The 26600-nt window shown below is 66.9% G+C and carries 30 protein-coding genes; 27 read left to right on the top strand and 3 right to left on the bottom strand.

From position 1 onward, the window contains the following. The first annotated feature begins 10 nt into the window (after positions 1 to 10). From rplF to rplQ, 12 genes are all read left to right on the top strand, one after another. Positions 11 to 541 (top strand): 50S ribosomal protein L6, encoded by a 531-nt coding sequence (gene rplF / locus F467_RS0112650; RefSeq protein WP_017926378.1) that lies wholly within the window; start codon positions 11 to 13, stop codon positions 539 to 541. 10 nt (positions 542 to 551) lie between these two features. After that, entirely contained in the window at positions 552 to 902 is a 351-nt protein-coding gene (rplR, locus tag F467_RS0112645) for a 50S ribosomal protein L18 (protein ID WP_018138195.1), read from the top strand. 27 nt (positions 903 to 929) lie between these two features. Then, a complete protein-coding gene (rpsE, locus tag F467_RS0112640; protein WP_018138194.1) occupies positions 930 to 1436 on the top strand; it encodes a 30S ribosomal protein S5 in 507 nt (168 codons plus the stop codon). A 2-nt stretch (positions 1437 to 1438) separates the two neighbouring features. Continuing rightward, complete coding sequence (gene rpmD / locus F467_RS0112635; protein ID WP_018138193.1) at positions 1439 to 1618, top strand: 50S ribosomal protein L30; 180 nt, start codon at positions 1439 to 1441, stop codon at positions 1616 to 1618. A 3-nt stretch (positions 1619 to 1621) separates the two neighbouring features. Further along, complete coding sequence (rplO, locus tag F467_RS0112630) at positions 1622 to 2056, top strand: 50S ribosomal protein L15 (protein WP_018138192.1); 435 nt, start codon at positions 1622 to 1624, stop codon at positions 2054 to 2056. After that, positions 2056 to 3402, top strand: a complete 1347-nt coding sequence (secY, locus tag F467_RS0112625; protein ID WP_012983512.1) for a preprotein translocase subunit SecY — start codon at positions 2056 to 2058, stop codon at positions 3400 to 3402. Before rplO ends, secY begins: the two co-directional genes overlap by 1 nt. Positions 3403 to 3438: 36 nt before the next feature. Next, on the top strand, positions 3439 to 3552 hold the full coding sequence (rpmJ, locus tag F467_RS0112620; protein WP_012983511.1) for a 50S ribosomal protein L36: 114 nt from the start codon (positions 3439 to 3441) through the stop codon (positions 3550 to 3552). A gap of 66 nt (positions 3553 to 3618) precedes the next feature. Beyond that, positions 3619 to 3975: a 30S ribosomal protein S13 gene (gene rpsM / locus F467_RS0112615; protein WP_012983510.1), complete on the top strand. Its 357-nt coding sequence runs from the start codon at positions 3619 to 3621 to the stop codon at positions 3973 to 3975. Between the two features lie 21 nt (positions 3976 to 3996). Then, positions 3997 to 4386 carry a 30S ribosomal protein S11 gene (gene rpsK, locus F467_RS0112610; RefSeq protein WP_012983509.1) on the top strand — a complete coding sequence of 130 codons (390 nt, stop codon included), beginning with the start codon at positions 3997 to 3999 and terminating at the stop codon, positions 4384 to 4386. A gap of 15 nt (positions 4387 to 4401) precedes the next feature. Then, positions 4402 to 5022 (top strand): 30S ribosomal protein S4, encoded by a 621-nt coding sequence (gene rpsD, locus F467_RS0112605; protein ID WP_012983508.1) that lies wholly within the window; start codon positions 4402 to 4404, stop codon positions 5020 to 5022. A gap of 30 nt (positions 5023 to 5052) precedes the next feature. Next, the gene (rpoA, locus tag F467_RS0112600; protein ID WP_012983507.1) at positions 5053 to 6039 is read left to right on the top strand and encodes a DNA-directed RNA polymerase subunit alpha; all 987 of its coding nucleotides are present in this window, start codon (positions 5053 to 5055) and stop codon (positions 6037 to 6039) included. 42 nt (positions 6040 to 6081) lie between these two features. Next, positions 6082 to 6477 (top strand): 50S ribosomal protein L17, encoded by a 396-nt coding sequence (gene rplQ, locus F467_RS0112595; protein ID WP_018138191.1) that lies wholly within the window; start codon positions 6082 to 6084, stop codon positions 6475 to 6477. An 85-nt stretch (positions 6478 to 6562) separates the two neighbouring features. Here the strand turns inward: rplQ and uvrA are convergent, their stop codons facing one another. Then, positions 6563 to 9412 carry an excinuclease ABC subunit UvrA gene (gene uvrA, locus F467_RS0112590; RefSeq protein WP_018138190.1) on the bottom strand — a complete coding sequence of 950 codons (2850 nt, stop codon included), beginning with the start codon at positions 9410 to 9412 and terminating at the stop codon, positions 6563 to 6565. Between the two features lie 169 nt (positions 9413 to 9581). Between uvrA and F467_RS0112585 the strand changes: the two genes are divergently transcribed. From F467_RS0112585 to lnt, 7 genes are all read left to right on the top strand, one after another. Beyond that, complete coding sequence (locus F467_RS0112585; RefSeq protein ID WP_018138189.1) at positions 9582 to 10970, top strand: MFS transporter; 1389 nt, start codon at positions 9582 to 9584, stop codon at positions 10968 to 10970. A gap of 409 nt (positions 10971 to 11379) precedes the next feature. Continuing rightward, positions 11380 to 11859 carry a single-stranded DNA-binding protein gene (ssb, locus tag F467_RS0112580; protein WP_018138188.1) on the top strand — a complete coding sequence of 160 codons (480 nt, stop codon included), beginning with the start codon at positions 11380 to 11382 and terminating at the stop codon, positions 11857 to 11859. 39 nt (positions 11860 to 11898) lie between these two features. Next, positions 11899 to 13251: a tRNA (N6-isopentenyl adenosine(37)-C2)-methylthiotransferase MiaB gene (gene miaB, locus F467_RS0112575; RefSeq protein ID WP_018138187.1), complete on the top strand. Its 1353-nt coding sequence runs from the start codon at positions 11899 to 11901 to the stop codon at positions 13249 to 13251. Between the two features lie 3 nt (positions 13252 to 13254). After that, positions 13255 to 14250, top strand: coding sequence for a PhoH family protein (locus tag F467_RS0112570; protein WP_018138186.1), 996 nt, complete (start codon positions 13255 to 13257; stop codon positions 14248 to 14250). Beyond that, positions 14237 to 14752, top strand: a complete 516-nt coding sequence (ybeY, locus tag F467_RS0112565) for an rRNA maturation RNase YbeY (protein ID WP_018138185.1) — start codon at positions 14237 to 14239, stop codon at positions 14750 to 14752. Before F467_RS0112570 ends, ybeY begins: the two co-directional genes overlap by 14 nt. Further along, positions 14745 to 15677 (top strand): HlyC/CorC family transporter, encoded by a 933-nt coding sequence (locus F467_RS0112560; RefSeq protein ID WP_018138184.1) that lies wholly within the window; start codon positions 14745 to 14747, stop codon positions 15675 to 15677. Before ybeY ends, F467_RS0112560 begins: the two co-directional genes overlap by 8 nt. Further along, positions 15677 to 17176, top strand: coding sequence for an apolipoprotein N-acyltransferase (gene lnt, locus F467_RS0112555; RefSeq protein WP_018138183.1), 1500 nt, complete (start codon positions 15677 to 15679; stop codon positions 17174 to 17176). Before F467_RS0112560 ends, lnt begins: the two co-directional genes overlap by 1 nt. Before the next feature lie 47 nt (positions 17177 to 17223). Here lnt and F467_RS0112550 read toward each other — a convergent pair whose 3' ends face one another. Both F467_RS0112550 and F467_RS0112545 read right to left on the bottom strand, forming a co-directional pair. After that, the gene (locus tag F467_RS0112550; protein WP_018138182.1) at positions 17224 to 17769 is read right to left on the bottom strand and encodes a zinc ribbon-containing protein; all 546 of its coding nucleotides are present in this window, start codon (positions 17767 to 17769) and stop codon (positions 17224 to 17226) included. 61 nt (positions 17770 to 17830) lie between these two features. Beyond that, positions 17831 to 18685, bottom strand: coding sequence for a DUF2189 domain-containing protein (locus F467_RS0112545; protein WP_018138181.1), 855 nt, complete (start codon positions 18683 to 18685; stop codon positions 17831 to 17833). A 206-nt stretch (positions 18686 to 18891) separates the two neighbouring features. Here F467_RS0112545 and leuS point away from each other — a divergent pair, with 206 nt between their 5' ends. The 8 genes from leuS (at position 18892) to F467_RS0112505 (ending at position 26591) form a co-directional block, all read left to right on the top strand. Further along, the gene (gene leuS / locus F467_RS0112540) at positions 18892 to 21483 is read left to right on the top strand and encodes a leucine--tRNA ligase (RefSeq protein WP_018138180.1); all 2592 of its coding nucleotides are present in this window, start codon (positions 18892 to 18894) and stop codon (positions 21481 to 21483) included. After that, positions 21480 to 22046, top strand: a complete 567-nt coding sequence (lptE, locus tag F467_RS0112535; protein ID WP_018138179.1) for an LPS assembly lipoprotein LptE — start codon at positions 21480 to 21482, stop codon at positions 22044 to 22046. The genes leuS and lptE overlap by 4 nt, the downstream gene beginning before the upstream one ends. After that, positions 22046 to 23083 (top strand): DNA polymerase III subunit delta, encoded by a 1038-nt coding sequence (gene holA, locus F467_RS0112530; protein WP_018138178.1) that lies wholly within the window; start codon positions 22046 to 22048, stop codon positions 23081 to 23083. The genes lptE and holA overlap by 1 nt, the downstream gene beginning before the upstream one ends. A gap of 4 nt (positions 23084 to 23087) precedes the next feature. After that, positions 23088 to 24392: a glutamate-5-semialdehyde dehydrogenase gene (locus F467_RS0112525; protein ID WP_018138177.1), complete on the top strand. Its 1305-nt coding sequence runs from the start codon at positions 23088 to 23090 to the stop codon at positions 24390 to 24392. A 69-nt stretch (positions 24393 to 24461) separates the two neighbouring features. Then, complete coding sequence (gene nadD / locus F467_RS0112520) at positions 24462 to 25112, top strand: nicotinate-nucleotide adenylyltransferase (protein ID WP_018138176.1); 651 nt, start codon at positions 24462 to 24464, stop codon at positions 25110 to 25112. A 7-nt stretch (positions 25113 to 25119) separates the two neighbouring features. Next, on the top strand, positions 25120 to 25512 hold the full coding sequence (gene rsfS, locus F467_RS0112515; RefSeq protein ID WP_018138175.1) for a ribosome silencing factor: 393 nt from the start codon (positions 25120 to 25122) through the stop codon (positions 25510 to 25512). Positions 25513 to 25527: 15 nt separating this feature from the next. Further along, on the top strand, positions 25528 to 25998 hold the full coding sequence (gene rlmH, locus F467_RS0112510) for a 23S rRNA (pseudouridine(1915)-N(3))-methyltransferase RlmH (RefSeq protein ID WP_018138174.1): 471 nt from the start codon (positions 25528 to 25530) through the stop codon (positions 25996 to 25998). Continuing rightward, positions 25998 to 26591, top strand: a complete 594-nt coding sequence (locus F467_RS0112505) for a nucleoside triphosphate pyrophosphatase (protein WP_018138173.1) — start codon at positions 25998 to 26000, stop codon at positions 26589 to 26591. Before rlmH ends, F467_RS0112505 begins: the two co-directional genes overlap by 1 nt. Positions 26592 to 26600: the final 9 nt, after the last annotated feature.

Here is a 26600-nt window from a genome sequence, read left to right as displayed (position 1 = left end):
GGAATCAGCCATGTCGCGCATTGCAAACCTGCCGATCAAGCTGCCCAACGGCGTGGCCGTGGAGCAGGCGGACGGCGAGATCAAGGTCAAGGGCCCGAAGGGCGAGTTGCAGCTGAGCTGCCCCGAAGCCGTCACGGTCACCGTCGAAGATGGTGTCGTTCAGGTGAAGCCGAACGAACACGCCAAGAACACCGCTCTTGCGGGTACCATCCGTGCCATCCTGGGCAACCATGTGCACGGCGTGAGCGAGGGTTTCGAGCGCAAACTCGAGCTGGTGGGCGTCGGTTACCGCGCGCAGATGCAGGGTGCCAAGCTGAATTTGACGCTAGGCTACTCGCACCCGATTGAGTTTGAAGTGCCCGAAGGGGTCACGATCGAGACGCCCAGCGCGACCGAGGTCGTAGTGAAGGGGACGGATCGCCAGAAGGTGGGCCAGGTGGCCGCGAACATTCGCGCCTTCCGCCCGCCGGAGCCCTACAAGGGCAAGGGCGTGAAGTACAAAGACGAGCGCATTGTGCGTAAAGAAGCCAAGAAGAAGTAGGTAGGCACCAGTGGACAAGAAAGAGGCCAGACTTAAGAGAGCGCGTCGCGCGCGGTTCAAGATCCGCGAGCTGGGGGTGCATCGTCTCTGTATTCACCGGACGCCGCGCCACATGTATGCCCAGATCATTGCGCCTTCGGGCGACGCGGTGGTGGCTGCTGCCTCTACCGTCGAGAAGGATCTGAAAAGCGCCGGCAACACCGGGAACGCCGACGCGGCGGCCCGTGTGGGGCAGGCGATTGCCGAGCGCGCAAAGAAAGCCGGAATCGAACAGGTCGCGTTCGACCGTGCGGGCTTTCGTTATCACGGACGGGTGAAGGCCCTGGCCGACGCCGCCCGTGAAAACGGCCTGCAGTTCTAGTCCAACGCGACCCACCGGAGAAGATAAATGGCACGTAATGATGTAAGCGAAGCCACCGACGGCCTGCAAGAAAAGCTGATCGGCGTGAACCGCGTGGCCAAAGTGGTCAAGGGCGGTCGTCAGTTCCGCTTTGCCGCGCTGACCGTGGTTGGCGATGGCGAAGGCCGCGTTGGCTTTGGCTACGGCAAAGCCCGTGAGGTCCCGCAGGCGATCCAGAAGGCGATGCAGCAGGCGCGTCAGGAGATGCGCGATGTCTCACTGAAGGACGGCACGCTGCACTATGCGGTCAACGGCCGTCATGGCGCCGCGAAGGTCTACATGCAGCCGGCCTCCGAGGGTACGGGTGTCATCGCCGGTGGTGCGATGCGCGCGGTGCTCGAAGTGGCGGGTGTGCACAACGTGCTGGCCAAGTGTGTTGGTTCGCGCAATCCGATCAACGTCGTGCAGGCGACCATCGACGGGCTCACCAAGGTGAACTCGCCCGAACGTGTCGCTGCCAAGCGCGGCAAGACTGTCGACGAAGTGACGAGCTAGTCATGAGCAAGCTGAAACTGACCCTGGTGCGCAGCACCGCCGGACGGCTGAAGAATCACAAGGCCTGTGTTCGCGGCCTCGGCCTGCGCAAGACCCACAGCACCTCTGTGATCGAGGCCACCCCCGAGAATCTCGGTATGGTCCACAAGGTGTCGTACCTGCTGAAGGTAGAGGAAGTCTGACCTATGCGACTCAACGACATTTCGAGCCCCGCCGGTGCCCGCAAGCCGGGCAAGCGCGTGGGGCGTGGCATCGGCTCCGGCCTGGGCAAGACCGGCGGTCGTGGCCACAAGGGCCAGAAGTCCCGCTCCGGCGGCTTCACCAAGACCGGCTTCGAAGGCGGTCAGATGCCGTTGCAGCGCCGTTTGCCCAAGGTGGGCTTTCGGTCGCGCAAGCAGCGCTATTCCGCCGAGGTTCGCCTGAGCGAGCTGGCCAAGGTTGACGGTGAGGTCACGCTGGAGAGCCTGAAGAAGGCTGGCGTTATTCCCGAGATTACCCAGACCGCGAAGATCTTCGCGTCCGGTGAAGTCACCCAGGCCTGCGTCGTCAAGGGCGTGGGCGTGACCAAGGGGGCCAAGGCAGCCATTGAGGCGGCCGGCGGGAGCGTCGAGGCCGAATAATGGCGCGTGGAGCGACAGCACGATCCGGTGGCGGGCTCACCGGCTTTACCGAGTTGCGTCAACGCCTGCTGTTCGTGCTGGGCGCTCTGGTCGTCTACCGCATCGGGACGTTTATCCCGGTGCCGGGGATTAACCCAGTCGCCGTATCGCAGTTCTTCGAACAGCAAAGCGGCACGATCCTGGACATGTTCAACATGTTTTCCGGGGGTGCGCTTGAGCGGCTGTCGATCTTCGCCCTCGGGGTGATGCCGTATATTTCGGCGGCGATCATCATGCAGCTGCTGGCCGCGACCGTGCCGGCGCTGCAGCAGCTGAAGAAGGAAGGCGAGCAGGGCCGACGCAAGATTACGCAGTACACGCGCTACGGGACCGTGGCGCTGGCGCTGTTTCAGAGTATCGGCATCGGAATCGCGCTCAACGGGCAGACCATTCAGGGCATGCCGATGGCGCTGAACCCGGGACCGATCTTCATCTTTACGGTGGTCGTCTCGCTGGTGACGGGTACCCTGTTCCTGATGTGGCTGGGTGAGCAGATCACCGAGCGCGGGATTGGTAACGGTATCTCGATCATCATCTTCGCCGGGATCGTGGCGGGTCTGCCGGGTGCGATTGGCGGCACCCTGGAACTGGCGCGTACCGGTGAGCTGGCGGCCGCGTTTGTGGTGATCCTGATCGTGCTGGCGCTCGCGGTGACGGCCTTCGTGGTGTTCGTCGAGCGCGGACAGAGGCGCGTCACGATCAACTACGCGAAACGCCAGGTCGGGAGAAAGGTTGTCGGTGGACAGTCCTCCCACCTGCCGCTGAAGTTGAACATGGCGGGCGTGATCCCGCCGATCTTCGCGTCGAGTATCATTCTGTTCCCCTCGACCCTGGGGCAATGGTTTGGACAGGCCGAAGGCATGGACTGGCTGCGCGAGCTGTCGACGACGCTTGCGCCCGGTCAGCCGCTGTACGTGGGCTTTTACGCGGCGGCGATTATTTTCTTCTGTTTCTTCTATACCGCGCTGGTGTTCAACTCGCGCGATACGGCGGAAAACCTGAAGAAGCAGGGCGCCTTTATTCCGGGGATCCGGCCGGGCGTCCAGACGGAACGGTTTATCGACGGGGTCATGACCCGGTTGACCGCGGTGGGTGCGGTGTACATTACCGCCGTGTGTCTGCTGCCGGAGTTCCTGATCCTGTACTGGAACGTGCCCTTCTACTTTGGTGGGACCTCGCTGCTGATCATCGTGATCGTAGTGATGGACTTCATGGCCCAGTTGCAATCGCACCTGGTGTCGCACCAGTACGAAGGACTGATGAAAAAGGCGAATCTGAAGGGATTCGGCGGGACCGGGATCCGCTAGACCATCCCGTTGGGAATCCGTTGAAGGAGAAAGACCATGAAGGTACGGGCATCCGTAAAGCCGATCTGCCGCAACTGCAAGGTGATCCGGCGTAATGGCGTGGTCCGCGTGATCTGCTCGGACAAGCGCCACAAACAACGTCAGGGCTAAGGCTTGGCGTCACTGGTATTCATTGCTACTATAGCCGGCTTTGCCGGTTTCTGATGGAGATGTTGGATGGCTCGCGTCGCTGGAATCAATATTCCTGACCAGAAGCACACCGTGGTTGCGCTGACCGCGATCTATGGCATTGGCCCGACTCGGGCCCGCCAGATCTGCGAGGCCGCCGGTGTGCGTCCGGAAATCAAGGTGCGGGATCTGACCGATGCCGAAGTCGACGCTCTGCGTGCGCAGATCGATCGCATTCCGGTGGAAGGGGATCTGCGCCGCGAGATCAGCATGAACATCAAGCGGTTGATGGATCTGGGCTGCTATCGCGGGGTGCGTCATCGTCGCGGCCTGCCGCTGCGCGGCCAGCAGACGCAGACGAACGCCCGGACCCGCAAGGGCCCGCGTCGCCCGATTCGTAAGTAATCAGACTGGGATCACAGGTACATGGCACAAGCGCAGACCCGGACCAAGAAAAAGGTCCGCAAAAATATCGCCGAGGGCGTGGCACACGTGTACGCCACGTTCAACAACACGATCATCACCATCACCGATCGTCAGGGCAACACGATCAGCTGGGCCACCTCGGGTGGCTCAGGCTTCCGTGGCTCGCGCAAGTCGACTCCGTTCGCAGCCCAGGTGGCCGCGGAACGTGCCGGTTCGGCCGCAGCCGAGCACGGCGTGAAGAACCTCGACGTGATGGTTCGCGGTCCGGGCCCGGGTCGCGAGTCGGCGGTACGTGCGCTGAACAATGCGGGGTTCAAGATCACGAACATCAGTGATGTCACCCCGATCCCTCACAACGGCTGCCGGCCGCCCAAGAAACGCCGCGTTTAAGGCTGGAGTTCAAGAATGGCTCGTTACATTGGACCGAAATGCAAGTTGAGTCGCCGCGAAGGCGTGGACCTGGGGCTGAAGAGCCGGGCGCGCGCGCTGGAGACCAAGTGCAAGCTGGACAAAGCCCCGGGGCAGCACGGCGAACGCCGTACCCGCCTGTCCGATTACGCCGTGCAGCTGCGTGAAAAGCAGAAGCTGCGCCGTATCTACGGGGTGCTGGAAAAGCAGTTCCGCAACTATTACAAGAAGGCCGCTCAGCGCAAGGGCTCCACGGGTGAAAACCTGCTGAAGCTGCTGGAAGGCCGTCTGGACAACGTCGTTTATCGCATGGGCTTCGGCAGCACCCGGTCCGAGGCGCGTCAGCTGGTCTCGCACCGCGCGGTGCTGGTCAATGGTCAGGTGGTGAATATCGCCGCCTACCAGGTGCAGCCGTCCGACGTCGTCAGCATCCGGGAGAAGGCACGCAAGCAGGTGCGTATCCAGGATTCCATGACCCTGGCCGAGCAGAGCGGTTTTCCGTCCTGGGTGGAAGTGGACACGAGCAAGTTCGAGGGCACCTTCAAGGCGATCCCGGACCGCTCCGACCTGCCCGCCGACATCAACGAGTCGCTCGTCGTCGAGCTGTACTCGAAGTAACCGTATAGCGGCCTTCCGCCAGGAGACACCATGCAGTCCAACGAACTGGTCAAGAAACAACAGATCGAGGTCGAGGCCGAGAATCGGAACCAGGCCAAGGTCGCGCTGGAGCCGCTCGAGCGGGGCTTCGGTCATACGCTGGGCAACGCCCTGCGCCGCGTGCTGCTGTCGTCGATCCCGGGTGCCGCGATCGTCGAGGCCCGTATCGAGGGCGTGCTGCACGAGTACACCGCGATCGAAGGTGTGCAGGAAGACGTGGTCGACATCCTGCTGAACCTGAAGGGTGTGGCTCTGCGCATGCACAGCCGCGAAGAGTCGACGCTGAGCCTGAAGAAAAAGGGCCCGTGCGTGGTGACCGCCGGTGACATAACCGTGGATCACGATGTCGAAGTCGTTAACCCGGAACATGTGATCGCGACGATCACCAAGAATGTCGAAATCGACATGACCCTGACCGCCCGTGCCGGGCGCGGCTACGAGCCGGTGAGTACTCGACGTCAGGCCGAAGGTGACGAGACCGGCATTGGCCGGCTGCTGCTGGATGCCAGCTTTAGCCCGATCCGCCGTGTCGCCTACCGTGTCGAGAGCGCCCGTCTGGCGCAGCGCACCGACATGGATCGCCTGGTGCTGGAGCTGGAAACAAATGGTGCGATCGCACCGGATGACGCGGTGCGTCAGGCGGCGACGATCCTGCAGGGTCAGCTGGCCCCGTTCGTCGATCTCCAGGAAGAGACGGGCGAGGTGCCGGGCACGACCGCTGGCGCGATCGATCCGATCCTGCTGCGTCCGGTGGACGAGCTGGAACTGACCGTGCGTTCGGCGAACTGCCTGAAGGCGGAGAACCTGTACTACATTGGTGATCTGGTCCAGCGTACCGAGGTTGAGCTGCTGCGTGCTCCCAACCTGGGCAAGAAGTCGCTGACCGAGATCAAGGACACGCTGGCCACTCACGGTCTGTCGCTCGGGATGCGTCTCGAGAACTGGCCGCCGCCGGGTCTGCGCGACGACAACGAGTAATCACGGCGCTTCGCGCCAACCGTATTTCAGAGGAAATCTCTCATGCGTCATCGTCATTCCGGCCGTCAGCTGGGCCGTAACAGCTCGCACCGCAAGGCCACTTTTCAGGCCCTGTCCGTGGCCCTGTTCCGGCACGAACTGATCAAGACCACGCTGCCGAAGGCCAAAGAGCTTCGCCGTGTGGCCGAGCCGCTGATCACCCTCGCGAAGGAAGACAGCGTGCACGGTCGTCGTACGGCGTTCGCCCGCCTTCGTGACAAGGAGATCGTGGGGAAGCTGTTCACCGAGCTGGGTCCGCGCTACGAGGGTCGGCCGGGTGGCTACCTGCGCATCCTGAAGTGCGGGAACCGCGCAGGCGACAACGCGCCGATGGCGTATGTCGAGCTGGTCGATCGGCCGGAGCCGAGTGCAGATCAGGAGAACGGCGAAGCCGCCTGATAGGCGACTGCTCGCGCATTAAAAAGCCGGCCTCTTGGGCCGGCTTTTTTGCGTCTGGGGGAAGGCAAACTCCCCCGGCGAAGTATCAGGCGGATGCGACTCGATTCTGGCGTGTATCGAGCAAGGGCGCCAGAAAGCGGCCTGTGTGGCTGCGCGGGGTACTGGCGACCGCCTCGGGGGTGCCGGCCACCAACAGCTCGCCACCGCCGCTACCGCCCTCTGGTCCGATGTCGATCAGCCAGTCGGCAGTCTTGATCACATCGAGGTTGTGTTCGATCACGACGATCGTATTGCCGTGGTCGCGCAGGCGGTGGAGTACTCGCAAGAGCTGGGCGATGTCCTCGAAATGCAGGCCGGTGGTGGGCTCGTCGAGGATGTACAGGGTGCGGCCGGTATCGCGTTTGGACAGCTCGCGCGCCAGCTTGATGCGCTGGGCCTCGCCACCGGACAGGGTGGTGGCGTTCTGGCCGAGCTGGATGTAGGACAGTCCGACCTCCATCAGCATCTCGAGCTTGCGATGGATCACTGGGACGGGCTGGAAGAACTCCAGGGCCTCCTCGACCGTCATCTCCAGTACCTCGTGGATGCTCTTGCCCTTGTAGCGGACCTCTAGGGTCTCGCGGTTGTAGCGCTTGCCCTTGCAGACGTCGCAGGGGACGAAGACATCCGGTAGGAAGTGCATCTCCACCTTGATCACGCCGTCGCCCTGGCAAGCCTCGCAGCGGCCGCCGCGCACGTTGAACGAGAAGCGACCGGGCTTGTAGCCGCGCGAGCGGGCCTCGGCGGTGGCGGCAAACAGCTCACGGATCGGCGTGAACAGGCCGGTGTAGGTCGCGGGGTTCGAGCGCGGGGTGCGGCCGATCGGGCTCTGGTCGATGTCGACGACCTTGTCGATTAGCTCGAGGCCGTCGATGCGCTCGTGCGGCGCGATCGTGTGGCGCCCGCCATGCAGGGCCACGGCGACGGCCGGGTAGAGCGTATTGTTGACCAGGGTCGATTTGCCGGATCCGGAGACGCCGGTGACACAGGTGAGCAGGCCCGTCGGGAACGCGAAGTCGCCGCCCTTCAGGTTGTTGCCGCGCGCGCCGATCACGCGGATCTCGCGCTCGGGGTCCGGTTCGACGCGCTTCTCCGGGACGGCGATCGCGCGTGTCCCGGTGAGATAGGCCCCAGTCAGTGAATCCGGTGTGCGGGCCACCTCGTCGGGGGTGCCGGCGGCGACGACCTGCCCACCATGACGGCCCGCACCGGGGCCGATATCGACCACATGATCGGCGGCACGGATCGCATCCTCGTCGTGCTCGACGACCACCACCGTGTTGCCGAGATCCCGCAGGTGACAAAGCGTCTTCAGCAGGCGCTCGTTGTCGCGCTGGTGCAGGCCGATCGACGGCTCGTCGAGGATGTACATCACCCCCACCAGGGCCGACCCGATCTGTGACGCCAGCCGGATACGCTGGGCCTCGCCGCCCGACAGCGTGTCGGCGGAGCGATCCAGGGTCAGATAGTCGAGCCCGACATCGTTCAGGAATCCCAGGCGCGCGCCGATCTCGCGCACGATCTTCTCTGCGATCTGGGCGAAGCGTCCCGGCAGGCGCAGCTCGCCGAAGAAGGCCCGGGCATCGGCCACGCTCATGTGCGTGACCTCGGGCAGCGTGAGGTCGCTGACGAACACGTGGCGCGCCGCGGAGTTCAGGCGCGTGCCGTGGCACTCGGGGCAGGCCTGTTCGGCCAGGTAGCGCCCCAGTTCCTCGCGTACGGCTGCGGAGTCGGTCTCGCGGTAGCGCCGTTCCAGGTTCGGGATCACCCCTTCGAACACGCGCTCGTCCGTGCGCAGGCGGCCATTCGCGGCCGGGGTCGACAGCTTGACCTTGTCCTTGCCGGAGCCGTGCAGCACCACGGCGCGGACCTCGGCCGGCAGCTCCTGCCAGGGGCTCTCGACGTCAAAGCCGTAATGCCGGGCCAGGCTGTTCAGCAGACTGAAGTACCAGGCATTGCGCCGGTCCCAGCCACGCACCGCCCCGCCAGCCAGACTCAGTTCGGGTTGCGAGACCACCCGCTCCGGGTCGAAGTACTGGCGCACGCCGAGGCCATCACAGGTGGGGCAGGCGCCGGCCGGGTTGTTGAACGAGAACAGCCGGGGCTCCAGCTCGCGCAGCGCATAGCCGCAGACGGGGCAGGCATAGCGCGCGGAAAAAATCATGGGCTCGCGTTCGGGCTCGTCCATCCAGGCGATCAGCGCCAGCCCGTCGGCCAGTTCGGTCGCCGTCTCGAAGGACTCGGCCAGGCGCTGGCGCAGGTCCTCGCGGACCTTGAAACGGTCGATCACGATCTCGATGTTGTGCTTGCGCTTGGCATCCAGCGCGGGCAGGGCATCGAGGTCGTGGATCTCGCCATTGATGCGGGCGCGCAGGTAGCCCTGGGCGCGCATGGACTCCAGCAGCTTGTGGTGCTCGCCCTTGCGTCCGCGCACGATCGGGGCCAGCAGCATCACCTTCTCGCCCTCGGGCAGATCCAGCACCTGATCCACCATCTGCGAGATGGTCTGGGCGGCCAGGGTCTCGCCGTGTTCCGGGCAGCGCGGCTCGCCGGCGCGCGCGAACAGGAGGCGCAGGTAGTCGTAGATCTCGGTGATGGTGCCGACCGTGGAGCGCGGGTTGTGCGAGGTGCTCTTCTGTTCGATGGAGATCGCCGGCGACAGGCCCTCGATCTGGTCCACGTCCGGCTTTTCCATCATCGACAGGAACTGGCGGGCGTAGGTGGACAGGCTCTCTACGTAGCGGCGTTGCCCCTCGGCAAACAGGGTGTCGAAGGCCAGCGACGACTTGCCGGAGCCGGACACGCCCGTGATCACGATCAGCCGGTCGCGCGGCAGGTCGAGATCGATGTTCTTCAGGTTGTGGGTGCGGGCCCCGCGGATGCTGATGCTGTCCATGGATCGGTATCGACTCCACCTGGTTGTGCAAGATGCGCCCGGCAGACTGCCCTGAGGCGCAAACCGCTCATGGTAACACTGCGGCGATCGCCGCCATGGTTTCCGTGGCGTTGTTGCCGGTAAACTCGGCACGCATGACAGCCCGTCCTTCCCTGCGGATTCCACCGGCATGACGCCCCGCGAGCTGCGCGCGACCTCCGGGCTCGCGGCCATCTATGGCGTGCGCATGGCCGGTCTGTTCATGGTGCTGCCGGTGTTCATGCTGCACCTGGACGCGCTCGCGGGTGCGACCCCGCTCCTGATGGGGCTGGCGCTGGGGATCTACGGCCTGACCCAGGCCCTGCTGCAGATTCCGTTTGGTCTGTTGTCCGACCGGCTGGGCCGCAAGCCACTGATCCTCGGCGGGCTCGTGCTCTTCGTGCTCGGGAGTCTGGTCGCGGCCCTGGCGGAGACCGTGCACGGGGTGATCCTGGGGCGGGCGCTGCAGGGCGCCGGGGCGGTGGCCGCGGTGATCCTCGCGCTGACCGCCGATCTGGTGGGCGAGGAGCGACGTATGCGCGCACTCGCGGTGATCGGACTGACCATCGGGCTGACCTTTACCGCCTCGATGGCGCTGGGGCCGGTCGTCGATCGCGCGGCCGGGTTGAGCGGGGTCTTCGGCCTGTCCGCATTGCTCGGGGTGCTGGCGATCGTGATCCTGCTGTTCTGGGTGCCCAACCCGGAGCGCTCGCGGCAGCACCCGGACATGGTCCCCATGTGGTCCGCGCTGCCGCAGGTGCTGCGCGAACCGGAGCTGCTGCGCCTGAATCTCGGCATCTTCGTGCTGCACCTGGTGCTGGCGGCCAATTTCCTCGTGATCCCGCTGCTGCTGGTCGAGTACCTGGGGCTGGCCGGCGCCGAGCACTGGCGCTTTTATGTCCCGGTGCTGCTGGCGGGCTTTGCCCTGATGCTGCCGGGGATCATCCTGGGCGAGCGCCGCCGACGGGTGCATACGGTGATGCGCGGGGCGATTGCCCTGCTCGTGCTGGTCCAGCTCCTGCTGGCGCTGGTCCTCTTTAATGGCATGGGTATGTGGCTTTTTGTGGGTCTGATGGTGGCGTTTTTCGCCGCCTTCAATCTGCTGGAGGCCGGGCTGCCGTCCCTGGTCGCGCGGGAGGCGCCGGTCGCGCACAAGGGGACGGCCATGGGTGGCTTTGCCACGGCGCAGTTCCTGGGAATCTTCGCCGGGGGCGTGGTCGGGGGTGGCGTGCTGACCCTTACGGGGCCCGCCGGTGTCTTTCTTGCCTCCGTCCCCCTGCTGCTGATCTGGTTTGTGGTCGCCTGGCGCATGCAGCCACGCTATCGCTCCAACCGTGTACTGGGGATTCCCGCCCACTGGGCGGGGCGCGAGGCCGAGCTGCGCTACGCGCTGGTGGGCTGGCCCGGCATTGTGGAGGTGGCGCTATCACCCGATGCACGGTCGCTGTACCTCAAGGTCGACCCTGGCGGGCCGGATACGGAGGCCCTAGTGGCCTGGCTGGCACAGCCCCCCGCTGTGGTGGCCGCGCGCGGCGGGTGAGCGGTGCCATCGGTGTTTGAGGCAATACCGCAAACGGGCGCTGCTGGCTCGCGGGCGCCCTGCTACAATTAAGGAAACACTGACCAATGTACGCGCTCGCGCTCGAGTCGCTTTTGCGTGCGAACAAGGCGCAGCGACTGCCATGCAGTCATTCTGCACAAGGGAGCCGCAACGCCGTGCGCATGCCAGTTTTTGATTACAACGGGCGGCCGAGCCCCTTCGGGGTTGGCACCCCAGGTTCCCCGATGCTGCGTTGCGCCGCTTGACCGTAGAATGAACTACGGCGCTGCGCGACGCGCCTTGTCTCGGAAAACCTGGGGTACCAACGCGAGCGTGTACATTGATCAGTGTTTCCTTAACGGTTCGTTTCCCGCGCCCTGCACAAGGCGTCAGACACTAAGGAGTTCCCATGGCCCGCGGCGTCAACAAAGTCATCCTGCTCGGTAATCTCGGGGCCGACCCGGAAAAGCGCGAGACCCCCAACGGGGTTACCGTGACCAATCTGCGTCTGGCCACCTCGGAGCAGTGGACCGACAAGAACTCCGGCGAGAAGCGCGAGAACACCGAATGGCACCGGGTGGTGATGTTCGGGCGTCTGGCCGACATCGCCGCGCAGTACCTGTCCAAGGGCTCGCAGGTCTATATCGAGGGCAAGATCCAGACCCGCAAGTGGCAGGACCAGTCCGGCAATGACCGCTACAGCACCGAGGTGGTCGCCAACGACATGCAGTTGATCGGCGGTCGTGGTGGTGGCGGTGGCGGCGGGTTCGACCAGGACCCGGGCTATGGCGGCGGCAATGCCTATGGCGGTGGCGGCCAGCAGGGCGGCAACCGCAGCAGCGCCCCGGTCTCCGGTGGCGCCTTCGATGACGACGACGTCCCGTTCTAAAGGGATGTCCCCGACGTCCACCAACACAAGTACGCACGCATGATCCGCAAGGTCTACATCCAGACGCACGGGTGTCAGATGAACGAGTACGACTCCGACCGCATGCTCGACGCGCTGCGCGAGCTGCACGGGGCGGAGCGTACCGATGACCCCGAGCAGGCCGATCTCCTGCTGATGAACACCTGCTCCATCCGCGAGAAGGCACAGGAGAAGGTGTTCTCGCTGCTGGGGCGCTGGCGCCAGATCAAGGAGCGCCGACCGGAGGTGATCATCGGGGTTGGCGGCTGTGTCGCCAGCCAGGAGGGCGACGCCCTGCGCGAGCGCGCGCCCTACGTGGATCTGGTGTTCGGGCCGCAGACCCTGCACCGCCTGCCGGCGATGATCCAGTCGGTGCGCCGCGAGCGGGCGCCGGTGGTGGACATCTCCTTCCCCGAGATCGAAAAGTTCGACCGCCTGCCCGAGCCGAAGGCCGATGGCCCGACCGCGTTCGTCTCGGTGATGGAGGGCTGTTCCAAGTACTGCAGCTTCTGCGTGGTGCCCTATACCCGCGGTGACGAGATCAGCCGGCCGTTCGACGACGTGATCGCCGAGGTCGTGGCGCTGGCCGGGCAGGGGGTCAAGGAGATCAACCTGCTGGGGCAGAACGTGAATGCCTACCGCGGGCCGATGGAGGACGGTGACACCGCCGACCTCGCCCTGCTGATCCACTACGTCGCCGCGGTGGACGGGATCGAGCGCATCCGTTTTACCACCTCGCATCCGGTGGAGTTTTCCGATTCGCTGATCCAGGCCTATGCCGACGAGCCCAAGCTGGTCAGCCACTTGCACCTGCCGGTACAGAGCGGTTCCGACCGCATCCTGGCGCAGATGAAGCGTGGCCACACGATTCTGGAATACAAGTCCAAGATCCGCCGCCTGCGCGAGGCGCGTCCGGACCTGGACCTGTCCTCCGACTTCATCGTCGGCTTCCCCGGCGAGACGGACGCCGACCACGCGGCGACCATGAAGCTGATCGAGGAGCTGCACTTCGACTTCTCCTTCAGCTTCATCTACAGCGCCCGTCCGGGTACGCCAGCGGCCTCGCTGCCGGACGACGTGCCGCTGGCTACCAAGAAGGCTCGCCTGGCCGAGCTGCAGGCCCTGATCGAACAGCACGGGCGCGAGCGCAACCAGGCCATGGTCGGCAACATCGAGTCGGTCCTCATCGAGGGCCCGGCCAAGCGCAATCCGGGCGAACTGGCCGGGCGAACGGCAAACAACCGCATCGTGAATTTTGCGGGCGACCCCAGCCTGATCGGACAGATGATCCCGGTCGAGATCACCGAGGCCCTGGCGCATTCCCTGCGCGGCCGTGCGGTCGAGCGGGCGATGCCCGCCGCCGTCGGCGCCTGATTGATGAGTAACCGTCTGGATTTCACCCTGGAGCCGGGGGACCAGGAGACGCTGGCGCGTCTGTCCGGTCCGCTGGATGCCCATCTGCGCCTGATCGAGTCGCGCCTGGGCGTAGCCGTGCACAATCGCGGGCCGCGCTTCAACCTGACCGGGCCGAAGGCCGCGGTACAGGCCGCCGGCGCGCTGATTCACGACCTCCACCGCATGGCGCAGGAGGAACCGGTCAGCCTGGAGCAGGTGCATACGGCACTGCAGACCGCGCACATGGAAGGGTTGGCGGAGGCCGAGCCGGCCGCCGCCGATCCCGCCTTGCGTCTGAAGCGCGCGGTGATCCGGGGCCGTGGTCCGCGCCAGAGCCGCTACCTGGCCTCGATCCAGCAGCATGACCTGAGCTTCGGGATCGGCCCCGCCGGGACCGGCAAGACCTTTCTCGCGGTGGCCGCCGCTGTCGCGGCGCTGGAGCAGGACCGCGTGCAGCGCCTGGTGCTGGTGCGTCCGGCGGTGGAGGCGGGCGAGCGCCTGGGTTTCCTGCCTGGCGATCTCGCGCAGAAGATCGACCCCTACCTGCGCCCGATGTACGACGCCCTGTATGAACTGATGGGCTTCGACCAGACCGCGCGTCTGATGGAGCGCCAGGTGATCGAGGTGGCCCCGCTGGCCTACATGCGCGGGCGCACGCTGAACGAGGCCTTCATCATCCTCGACGAGGCACAGAACACCACCGTCGAGCAGATGAAGATGTTCCTCACCCGGATCGGCTTTGGTTCCACGGCTGTGGTCAACGGCGATATCACCCAGGTGGATTTGCCGCGCGGTCAGCGTTCGGGCCTGAAGCACGCGATGCAGATTCTGCAGGGCGTGGAGGGGGTGAGCATTACGCGGTTCCAGGCGGGCGATGTGGTGCGCCACCCGCTGGTGCAGCGCATCGTCGAGGCCTACGACGCACACGAGGATGACGCGGCACAGGAGGGCGGACCCCGAGGCGATGGCGACGCTTGAGGTCGTGGTCCAGTATGCCCTGCCGCGTCGGGGGATCCCGTCCGCCGTTACCCTGCACCGGGCCGCGCGCGCCGCATGGCGCGGGGCCGGCCGGGCCCGCGTAACCCTGCGCGTGGTGGATGCCGACGAAGGCCTGGAACTGAACCGGGGCTTTCGCGGGCGTGCCTACGCCACCAACGTATTGTCCTTCCCCGCCCCCGATCTGCCCGCGATGGCGGCGGGCGAGCCGCACTATCTCGGCGATATCGTGCTCTGTGCGCCGGTGCTGGCGCGCGAGGCGGCCGAGCAGGGCAAGTCCCTGCGGGCCCATTACAATCACATGGTGGTGCATGGCCTGCTGCATCTGCAGGGCATGGATCACCAGGAACCCGGCGAGGCCGAGGCGATGGAGGCCGTTGAGCGCTCGATCCTGGCCGGGTTAGGCTATCCCGACCCCTATCAGACCGGCTCTCCGGCCCGTGACCCAAGCGCGCCCGCCACCGGAACCGTCCCCAATGCCTGAACCCGTACCCGACGAGCAACCTACCTGGCGGCGCTGGCTGGAGCGCGCGAAGACGCGCCTGTGGCCGCGCCGCGATCCTGCCACCCGCCCCGAATTGATCGAGACGCTGCGCGATGCGCACGGTCGCGAGCTGGTCGACCCCGAGGCCCTGACCATGCTCGAGGGCGTGCTCAACGTGGCCGACATGCAGGTGCGCGACATCATGATCCCGCGTGCGCAGATGGAGGTCGTCCGCCGCGACGCGCGCCTGTCCGAGTTCCTGCCGGACGTGGTCGCCTCCGCGCACTCGCGCCTGCCGGTGGTCGGGGACCACCGCGACGAGGTCGTCGGTGTCCTGCTGGCCAAGGACCTGCTGCGCTTTTTCGGCGAGCCCGACGATGCCGCCTTCGACATGCAGGAGATCCTGCGCCCGGCGGTGTTCGTGCCGGAGAGCAAGCGCCTGAACGTGCTGCTGAAGGAGTTCCGCCTGAGCCGCAACCACATGGCGATCGTGGTGGACGAGTACGGTGGCGTGGCCGGGCTGGTGACCATCGAGGACGTGCTGGAGCAGATCGTCGGCGAGATCGAGGACGAGCACGATGTCGAGGACTACCTGACCCAGATCATGCAGCACCCCGGCGGGCGCTACACCATCAAGGCGCTGACGCCGATGGAGGAGTTCAACGCCTACTTCCAGACCGCCTACAGCGAGGACGACTTCGACACCATCGGCGGACTGGTGCTGTCGCACTTCGGCCATGTGCCGCGACGTGGTGAGCAGATTGTGATCGACGGGATGCGCTTTCGTGTGCTGCGCGCGGACAACCGCCGCCTGCATCTGCTGGAGATGCGCCTGCCGGAGCCCGACGTGATCCCGGTCTCGGATGACTCTGGCCAGACCTTCGAGGGCCAGCCGACCGACAGCGGCGAGCACAAGGGGGCCTGATGCAGCCACTGGCCGAGCGTCTGCCTGCCTGGGCCATCACAGTGCTGGCCCTGGTCTCAGGGGCGGGGGCGACCCTCGCCTTTGCCCCGGTCGGCTGGTTCCTGGCCGCGCCCCTGGGGCTGGCCGTCTGGTTTGGCCTGCTGATCGACGCACCGCCGCGGCAGGCCGCCTGGACCGGCTATGCCTTCGGGCTCGGGTTCTTCGGGGCCGGCGTGACCTGGATCTTCAACAGCCTGCTGGTATTCGGGCAGGCCCCCCTGGTGGTGGCCTCGTTCATCACCGTGCTCTTCGTACTGATGATGGCCCTTTATCCGGCCCTGCTCGCGGGGCTGGCCGCCCGTTTTCTGCCGCTGACGCGACCAGCCGGGCTGCTGGCCCTGGCCGGGGGTGTGGTGCTGATGGAACTGGCCCGGTCCTGGCTGTTCTCGGGCTTCCCCTGGCTGCTGTTCGGGCACACGGTGCTGGACACCCCACTGCAGGGCTGGCTGCCCCTGGCCGGGGAGCTGGGCGCCGGGCTGATGGTCGCGTTGCTCGCGGTGGCCGTGGTCAGTGTATTTCTGCCGGGGAAGCGCTGGCTGGGAGCAGGGCTGGCCGTCACGGTGGTGATCGCATCGCTGGCACTGGGGCTCGTGCGCTGGGTGGAGCCCACCGGCGAGGAGATCCCGGTCGCGATGGTGCAGGGCAACATCGACCAGGCCCGCAAATGGGCCCCGGACGGGATCGAGTATTCGCTGGATATCTATCAGGAGTTGACCCGCGAGGCCGTCGGGGATGCGTTGATCGTCTGGCCGGAGACCGCGATACCGGCGTTCTATACCGAGGTTCACCGTCCTCTGGAAGGCATTGCGAGCGAGCTCGCCGAGGCCGGTGGCGAGCTGGTGGTCGGTATCTTCGATTACGAGGCCGAGGGGCGGGATGTCTTCAACTCGGTGGTGCATGTCGGCAGTGGCGTGGGCTACAACAAGCGCCAGCTGGTGCCCTTTGGCGAGTACATCCCGCTGCGCGATCGCCTGGCCTGGCTGGACCGGCTGCTGCAGATCCCGATGTCGGACCTCTCCCCGGGCAGGGGCGATGGCCGCATGGAGATGGCCGGGACGACCGCCGGGGTCAGTATTTGCTACGAGTCCGCCTATTCCCGTCACATTCGCGCGGCACTGCCGGAGGCCGGATTCCTGGTCAACGTCTCCAACGACGCCTGGTTCGGCGACAGCCTGGCCCCGGCCCAGCACCTGCAGATTGCCCGGGTGCGCGCGGTGGAGACCGGGCGCCCGATGGTGCGTTCGACCAACACGGGCATCTCGGCGCTGATCGATGCCGATGGCCGTATCCTGGAACGCTCGGGTCTGTTTACCCGCGAGGTGGTCCGCGGGACGCTGGAGCCGCGCACCGGGCTGACCCCCGCCGCCGCGCTGGGCGAGGGCCCGGCGGTGCTGGCTGCGCTGGTACTGGTGGTGCTGGGTGCGGCGGTGGGTCGCCGCACCCGGTCACAGTCGGTCTGACGTTTCCGCTGGACTATGAGCCTGTCGGACCTGGGACTGATCGGCTCCTAGGCCTCTGCGGTCTCGCTGGCGCCCGGGCCACGGCGGAAGGTCGTGTTATGGCAGTTGGAGCAGGGCGGAATGCGCGCGACCTTGGTCATGTGCAGTGCATGGCCGCATTTCTTGCACAACAGCTCGCCGGGGCCAGTGATCTCGCCGGTGTGCCATTCGCCCATCACCTGGGCGCGGGCGGTCAGCTCGGTGATCTCGATGCGAGTCCTGTCGGCGATGCGCTCCAGCGCATTGAGAACACTGGCCTCGATCAGCCCGAGGTCGATCCGCAGCCAGCCGCGCCAGTCCTCGCTGCGGCTGTCCAGGTAAGCCCCCAGGTCCTGCAGGTCGCGGCGCAGATAGTCCATGACCTCGTGGGCCTCCTCGCGCGTGAGGTCGCTGGCCTTCTGTACGCGGTCGCGGGCGTTTTCCAGTGTCTCGGTGATCGCCTTGCTGGTCTTGTCCTCCAGTTTTTCGAGATCTTCGGTGACCTCGTGCAGCATCCGGTGGTAGGCGCTGCTCAGTCGGTTCTCGCGTTCCTCGTCCCTGCGTTCTTCGCTCATCGATTCCTCCGTCGATTGTTGGGGAGGGGCGGTTGCCCCCCTCCCCAGGATTAGAGCCTTTTTACGCAGTTTCGACCAGATCCCGGTAGCCGTGCCACATCGCAAAGCCGAGCCACGGGAAGATCACGATCAGTGCCAGCAAGGCCGTGGCCACCGAGATCACGAACAGGGTGGTAATGATCAGCCCCCACAGGATCAGCGTGCCCCGGTTGTGGTTGAAGGCCTTCAGGCTCATCCCGATCGCGTCGACCAGCGTGGTCTGCGGGGCCTCCTCGCGGGCGCGGTGATCGATCATGGCGGGCAAGGTGACGAGGCTCAGTACGAAGACTATGAGCCCGAACACCACGGCGGCCACGACTACCCCGATCAGGGAGATGATCCCGGAGCCGGTGGTCAGCATGGTGCCCACCAGGTGATGCAACTGCCCGGTCACACCCAGTTCGCCGATATTCAGCACGGCGACCCACATCCAGACGAAGCTCGCCCAGATAACGAAGATCAGGGCCAGCAGCAGGGCGAATACCCAGACCGATCCCCCCAGGTGGGTAAGCCAGCCGAGGCCTGCGCCAGTCGAATGGCCCTGTTCGCGTTCCATCGCCAGGTAGTTCACGCCGACGGCGAGCACCGGCCCCAGGAACAGGAAGCCGGCCAGGAAGGAAAAGGCCATCCAGGGCTGGTTCCATGACATTCCCAGCAGCACCAGGCCGACGATGGCGATGACCAGGCCGTGTATCAGGGCCACGGGTGTTTTCCAGAGGTCTCGCCAGCCCTTGCCCAGCCAGGTCCCGAGATGGTCGGGCTCCACTGTGCGGATTGCGGGACTCTCGGTCTCGGGTGTGTGTTCTCTTTCGACTTCGCCCAGGTCTTCGGGATAGGCGCGCTTCACAACGGGGATTTCGTCCTTTTCCTCACTCATGTCCTCAACTCCTTGGGACTTTTTCGTGGGCTCACTGATTCCGTCTGTCGTGATGCGCAGTGGTTCCGGTCATTTTTTGAAGCCCGTCTCGAAAACCGGCGGGTTGCCCGGGTGCCCCGGTCAGCGTCGTTTGCTTGGAGGGGGTACGGGCGGCTGGTATTCTGCGCAGTTCTTTGTTTCCCGCGATAAAGGCACAGGTGAGGCGCATGCAGGAGCAGTATTCCCCGGAGGTGATCGAGGCGCAGGTACAGCGCCAGTGGGAGGAGGCCGACTGCTTCCGCGCGCGCGAGGACGCCCCCGGCGAGCCGTTCTACTGCCTGTCCATGTTCCCCTACCCGTCGGGCAAGCTGCACATGGGGCATGTGCGCAACTACACCATCGGGGACGTGATCGCGCGCTTCCAGCGCATGCAGGGCAGGAGCGTGCTGCAGCCGATGGGCTGGGATGCCTTCGGCCTGCCGGCGGAGAACGCGGCGATGCAGAACCACGTCCCGCCGGCCGCCTGGACCCGCCAGAACATCGAGCAGATGCGCACCCAGCTCAAGCGCCTGGGCTTCGCCTATGACTGGTCGCGCGAGTTCGCGACCTGCGATGCCGACTACTACCGCTGGGAACAGTGGCTGTTTGTGCGCCTGCTGAAGAAGGGCCTGGTCTACCGCAAGAAGGCGACCGTGAACTGGGACCCGGTGGACCAGACCGTGCTCGCCAACGAGCAGGTGATCGAGGGCCGCGGCTGGCGCTCCGGCGCGCTGGTCGAGCGCCGTGAGATGCCGCAGTGGTTCCTGCGCATCACCGACTACGCCGACGAGCTGCTGGAGGCCCTGGACGGGCTGGACGGCTGGCCGGACCAGGTGCGCACCATGCAGCGCAACTGGATCGGGCGTTCCGAGGGCGTGGAGCTGGAGTTCGCGGTGGACGGCGGCGAGCCGCTGACCGTCTACACCACGCGCCCGGACACCCTGTTCGGCGTCTCCTACATGGCGCTGGCCCCGGAGCACCCGCGGGTGCAGGCGCTGGCGGAACATGACGCCGAACTGGCCGCGTTCGTCGCCGACTGCGCGCAGGGCGGGGTGGCCGAGGCCGATCTGGCGACCATGGAGAAGAAGGGCCGGTCGCTGGGCTTTACCGCCCGCCACCCGCTGACCGGAGCGGAGGTCCCGGTCTGGGTCGCCAACTTCGTGCTGATGGAATACGGCACCGGCGCAGTGATGGCGGTGCCGGCACACGACGAACGCGACCACGAGTTCGCCACGCAGTACGGGCTGCCGATCCGGCAGGTGATCGCCCCGGCCGGCGGCGCCGAGTGCGACGTACAAGCCGCGGCCTTCACCGATCCCGGCGTGCTGGTGAACTCCGGCGACTTCGACGGGCAGGCCTCCGAGGCGGCCAAGGCCGCGATCGCCGAACACCTGGAACAGGCCGGGCTGGGCCGGCGCCGGCGCAACTACCGCCTGCGCGACTGGGGCATCTCGCGCCAGCGCTACTGGGGCTGCCCGATCCCGGTGATCCACTGCGACGACTGCGGGGCGGTGCCGGTGCCGGAAGCCGACCTGCCGGTGCGCCTGCCGGAGGACGTGATCCCGGACGGCGCCGGCTCGCCCCTGGCGCGCATGCCCGAGTTCTTCGAGGCAACCTGCCCGGAATGCGGCAAGGCGGCGCGGCGCGAGACCGACACCTTCGACACCTTCTTCGAGTCGAGCTGGTACTTCGCGCGTTACGCCTGTGCCGACAACGACACCGCGATGCTGGATGCGCGAGCCGACCACTGGCTGCCGGTGGATCAGTACGTCGGCGGCATCGAGCATGCCGTGCTGCATCTGCTGTATGCGCGCTTCTTCCACAAGCTGCTGCGCGACGAGGGCCTGCTGGCCTCCGACGAGCCATTCACCCGGCTGCTGACCCAGGGGATGGTGATCGCGCCGACCTTCTACCGCGAACGCGGTGACGGCGGGAAGGACTGGATCAACCCGGCCGATGTCGAGCTGGAACGCGCGGAGGACGGCGCCGTGAAGGCCGCGCGCCACCGCGAGGACGGCCAGCCGGTGGTCGTGGGCGGCATGGAAAAGATGTCCAAGTCGAAGAACAACGGCGTGGACCCGCAGGCGCTGATCGAGCGCTTCGGTGCCGACACCGCGCGGCTGTTCACCATGTTCGCCGCGCCGCCGGACCTGTCGCTGGAGTGGTCCGACTCCGGCGTCGAGGGCGCGCAGCGCTTCATCAAGCGCCTGTGGCGGGCGGTGCACGAGCACGTGAACGGCGATGCGCCGGGTGCGCTGGATGTGGACGCGCTGGACGACGCCGGGCGCGTGCTGCGGCGCAAGCTGCACGACACCATCGCCAAGGTGACTGACGACATCGGGCGGCGCCAGACCTTCAACACGGCGGTGGCCGCGAACATGGAGCTGCTGAACGATCTCGGAAAATTCCCGAAGGATGCGGCCCGGGCCGCGGCCGTGCGCCAGGAGGCCCTGGAGGGCATCGTGCGCATGCTGGCGCCGATCATCCCGCATGTGACCGAGATGCTGTGGCGCGCGCTGGGCCATGACGAGCTGGTCGCGACCACCGCCTGGCCGACGGTCGACGAGGCCGCGCGCCAGGCCGCGCAGGAGACCCTGGCGGTGCAGGTGAACGGCAAGCGCCGCGCCGAGATCGCGGTCCCCGCCGGTGCCGACCGCGATGCGATCGAGGCCGCCGCGCGCGGCGACGAGAACGTGCAGCGGCACATTGAGGGACACAACGTGGTGAAGGTGATCGTGGTGCCCGGTCGCCTGGTGAACTTCGTGGTGAAGCCGCAATGACCGCGGTGCTGCGCGCAGTGCTGGTCGTATGGCTGGCGGTTGCTGTGGCCGCCTGCGGCTTCCAGCTGCGCGGCAGCATGGACTGGCCGGAGGCCCTGGCCCCGGTGCAGATCACCGGCGTGAATCCGCGGGACTCCCTGTACCGCGAGCTGGCGGTGGCCTTCGGCTCGGCCGGGGTCGAGGTGGTCGATCAGCGCCCCGAGGGGCAGGGCGCCACCCTGGATGTGCGCTCCGTGCGCGACCGTCGGCGCACGCTGTCGGTGACCGACGCGGCACGGGTCGCGGAGTACGAACTGATCCGGTCGGTGGAGGTGCGCCTGCGCCCGGTGGACGGCGAGGCTGTGGATCTGGGCACGTTGCACGCAAGCCGGATCTATCTGTTCGACGGCTCGGCGGTGCTCAGCCGTTCCGAGCGCGAGGAGACCCTGCGCGAGGCAATGAACCGGGATATCGTCAGCCAGCTGCAGCGTCGTATTCAGGCGGTGATCGGAGCCGACGGGCAGTTGCGCACGGATGTCGAGTTCGAGGATGACCAGCCGATGACTGGAGAACCTACCGACTGATGGCCCAGGATCTCGCCCGCCTGGAACAGGATCTGGCGCGCGGCGTGGCGCCGATCTACCTGCTGCTGGCCGAGGAGCCATTGCAGGCGATCGAGGCGGCCGATGCGATCCGTGCGGCGGCCCGCGACCAGGGCTATCTGGAACGGACCGTGCTGGACATGACCGCGCAGTCCGACTGGGCGCCGTTCGAGTCCGCGATCCGCGACCGGTCCCTGTTCGCCGAGCGCAGCGTGCTGGACCTGCGCCTGGCCACTGGCAAGCCGGGCAAGGTAGGTGGCGATCACCTGAAGGCCTATGCGGCCGATCCCCAGGACGATCTCGTGCTGCTGTTGCAGCTCCCGCGGCCGGATCGGGACATGCGCCGGGCAGCCTGGTTCAAGGCGCTGGAGAACCGTGCGGTGGTGCTGCACGCGCGTCCGATCCCGCCATCCCAGCTGGGTCCGTGGGTTCGCGCCCGCCTGCAGCGCCATGGCCTGACGATCACGGATCCGGCGCTGGCGCTGCTGGTCTCGCGCATCGAGGGCAATCTGCTGGCCGCGCGCCAGGAGATCGAGAAGCTGGCGCTGGCGGGCGTGACCGACATCGACGAGGCCGTGCTGGCCGAAGCCACCACCGACGCCGCGCGCTTCGAGCTGTTTGCCCTGGCCCCGACCGCACTGCGCGGCGATGCCCGACATGCCCTGCGCATGCTGGAGGGGCTGCTGGACGAGGGACAGCCGGAGCCCCTGATCCTCTGGGCGCTGGCGCGCGAATGCCGGCTGCTGGTGCAGGCGATGGAGCGCAAGGCGGCCGGGGCGCCGGATCGCGAGGCCTTTCAGGGCAGCTTCGGAGACGGCCAGAAGGCCCTGCGCCAGGCGATGTCGCGGCTGAGCCTGCCGGCGGCGCGCGGGCTGCTGGGCGAGGCCGCGCGCGTGGATCGGGTCATCAAGGGTCAGGAAAACGGCAACGCCCGGCAGGGGTTGCTAGACTTGGTGGCCCGTATGGCGGGACGCCGGTTGTCCCGGCCATTGCCCGCACTGAACACCGAACGAGTCTGATTGCATGAACGCTGCCGTACACCCGACCGAACCCGCTGCCGCCGACGTGATCGCCCAGGTCGAAGCCCTGGGGCGTGCTGCCCGCGTGGCCTCGCGGCGCATGGCCGAGGCCGAGCCGGGCGCGAAGAACGCGGCGCTTCACGCGATCGCCGAGGGTATCGCCGCGCGGCGTGCCGAGCTGGTGGAGGCCAACAGCCGCGATCTGGAGGCCGGGCGCGCGCGCGGCCTGGACGCCGCGATGCTGGACCGCCTGGCGCTGACCGACGCGCGCATCGACACCATGATCGAGGGCTGTCGCCAGGTGGCCGGGCTGCCCGATCCGGTGGGCACCATCACCGACATGGCCTATCAGCCGAGCGGCATCCAGGTGGGCCAGATGCGCGTGCCACTGGGCGTGATCGGCATCATCTACGAATCGCGCCCGAACGTGACCATCGACGCCGCCGCCCTGTGCCTGAAGTCCGGCAACGCCGCGATCCTGCGCGGCGGCTCCGAGGCCCTGCACTCGAATCAGGCCCTGGCCGCGATCATCCAGGCCGGGCTGGAGCAGGCCGGGCTGCCGCGCGAGGCGGTGCAGGTGGTGCCGACCACCGACCGCGCGGCGGTGGGCGCGCTACTGCGCATGCCGCAGTACGTGGACGTGATCGTCCCGCGCGGCGGCAAGGGCCTGATCGAGCGTGTCAGCAACGAGTCGCAGATCCCGGTGATCAAGCACCTGGACGGCGTCTGCCACGTGTACGTGGATGGCGGGGCCGATCTCGACAAGGCGCTGGCCGTGGCGGTGAACGCCAAGACCCAGCGCTACGGCACCTGCAACACCATGGAGACGCTGCTGGTGCACGCTGACCAGGCCGAGGCTTTCCTGCCGCGCCTGGCCACAGCGCTGGGCGAGCGCCAGGTGAGCCTGCGTGGCTGTGCGCGCACCCGCGCCATCCTCGCTGACAGCGGGGCGGATATCGCCGAGGCCACCGAGGACGATTGGGTGGCCGAATACCTGGGGCCGATCCTCGCGATCCGTGTGGTCGACGACCTGGACGCAGCGATCGACCACATCAATACGTACGGTTCGCACCACACCGACAGCATCGTGACCGAGGACTACACCCGGGCCCGGCGTTTCCTGCGCGCGGTGGACTCCAGCTCGGTGATGGTGAACGCCTCCACCCGCTTCGCCGATGGCTTCGAGTACGGCCTGGGTGCGGAGATCGGTATCTCCACCGACAAGCTGCACGCGCGCGGTCCGGTGGGCCTGCACGGCCTGACCACCCTCAAGTACGTGGTGTTCGGCGACGGTCATGTGCGTAGCTAGGAGCCTGCCGGGTTTGGGAGTGATCTTCTGCGCGCGATTGGATCAGCGTCTCCCTGGGGCGATTCCCGCGTGATCGGGATTCTCGGCGGCACCTTCGACCCGATCCACTTCGGCCACCTGCGGCCGGCCCTGGAGATCCAGCAGCACCTGGGGCTGGAGCGGGTACATTTCATCCCCTGTCATGTCCCGCCACACCGCGCGAGCCCGGGCACCGGCAGCGACGATCGGCTGGCTATGGTGGAGAGTGCCATCGCGGACGTGCCGGGCTTCGTGGCCGACCGCCGCGAACTGGACCGCGAAGGGCCCTCCTACACGGTCGATACCCTGCTCAGCTTCCGCGAGGAGCTGGGGCCGGATGCCCCGCTGGTGCTGATCATGGGCATGGACGCCTTCGCCGGCCTGCCGTCGTGGAACCGCTGGGAACAGCTGTTCGAGCTGGCCCATATCGTGGTTTCGCACCGCCCGGGCAGTCCCGCCTCGCAGGAACTGGGCGGGTGGCTGGGCAACGCGGCCACCCATGATCCGGCCGCTTTGCGCTCCAGCCCGGCGGGCCGGGTGTACTTCCAGCCGGTGACCCAGCTCGATATCTCCGCCACGGCCATCCGCGACGAACTGCTTGCCGGGCGCAGCCCGCGCTTTCTGCTCCCCGGGGCCGTCAACCGCTACATTCAGGACCACGGCCTGTACCGGGCCGGGGCCCAACGACATCACGGAACCTGATCGACAAATGAACAGCGAACAACTGCTTGAACTCGTGACTACCGCGCTGGAAGACATCAAGGCGCAGAACATCCGCACCATCGATGTGCGCGGCAAGACCACACTGGCCGACTTCATGGTGATCGCCTCCGGGACCTCCGGGCGGCATGTGCAGTCGGCCGCCGAATCGGTCGCGCTCGAGGCGAAGAAGGCCGGTATCCAGCCGCTGGGGGTCGAGGGCCAGGAGAGCCAGGAGTGGGTGCTGGTGGACCTGAACGACGTGATCGTCCACGTGATGCTCCCGGAGACCCGCGACTTCTACAATCTGGAAAAGCTCTGGCTGGCCGAGGAGGCCGCGGATACCGAAAAGGCCGCCCCGGAAGACCCCAGCCTGGAGCGCGTCCGCCGCCTGCGCGGCTGACCGCCGCGCGCCGCCATGCGCCTGGACCTGATCGCGATCGGCAAGTGCATGCCCGACTGGGTGGCGGCCGGGTTCGACGAGTACGCCGGTCGCCTGCCGCGTGAGCTGAACCTGAACCTGCAGGCCCTGGCCGGCCCCTCCGGGGCCAAGTCCATGGATACGGCCACGCTGCTGCGGCGCGAGGGCGAGATCCTGCTGAAGGCCATCCCCGAGGGCGCCCGCGTGATCCTGCTGGACGAGCGCGGCAAGGGCGTGGACACCAAGGGCGTCGCGCGGCGCCTGGCCGACTGGCAGCAGGACGGACGCGATGTCGCGCTGGTGATCGGCGGGGCCGCGGGGCTGGATGAGGCCGTGCGCGCCCGTGCGGAATGGGCCTGGTCGCTGTCGCCGCTGACCTTCCCGCACATGCTGGTGCGGGTGCTGGTCGCCGAGCAGCTCTACCGCGCCTGGTCGCTGCTGAACAACCACCCCTACCACCGCGCGTGATGCCCGTGGCGCATCCGCTGCTGCTGGCTTCCGCCTCCCCGCGCCGGCGCGAACTGCTGGAGCAGGTCCAGCTCGTCTTCGAGGTGGCCCCGATGGACGTGGACGAGACCCCGCTACCGGGCGAGTCCCCGGAGGCGCTGGTCGAGCGCCTCGCCATCGCCAAGGCGGAGGTGGCCCTCGAGCGCGGCATCCCGGGGCAGTGGGTGCTGGCCGCGGATACCGTGGTCGCGCTGGGCGACGAGGCCCTGGGAAAGCCCGTGGATTTCGCCGATGCCGAGTCCATGCTGCAACGCCTCTCCGGCGGTGAGCACCGGGTGGTCTCCGGCATGGCCCTTTGCCGGCCCGGTGAATCCATGCGGGCATGCACCGTGACGACCCGCGTGCGCATGCGGCCGCTGACGCCATCCGACATCGAGCGTTACTGGGCGACGGGCGAGCCGCGCGGCAAGGCCGGGGCCTACGCGATCCAGGGGCGCGGTGCCGCCTTTGTCGAGTGGATTGCCGGGTCCTACACCAACGTGGTGGGGCTTCCGCTGTTCGAACTGGAGCAGTGGCTGGCGGCGATCCCAGACCCGCCGCCGCGCCGCGCCTGATCTGTCCCT

Source organism: Thioalkalivibrio sp. ALJ12, assembly GCF_000378305.1.
Classification (GTDB): Bacteria; Pseudomonadota; Gammaproteobacteria; order Ectothiorhodospirales; family Ectothiorhodospiraceae; genus Thioalkalivibrio.
Note: the sequence above shows the minus strand (reverse complement) of the source record. Positions and strands in the feature narration are given on the sequence as shown.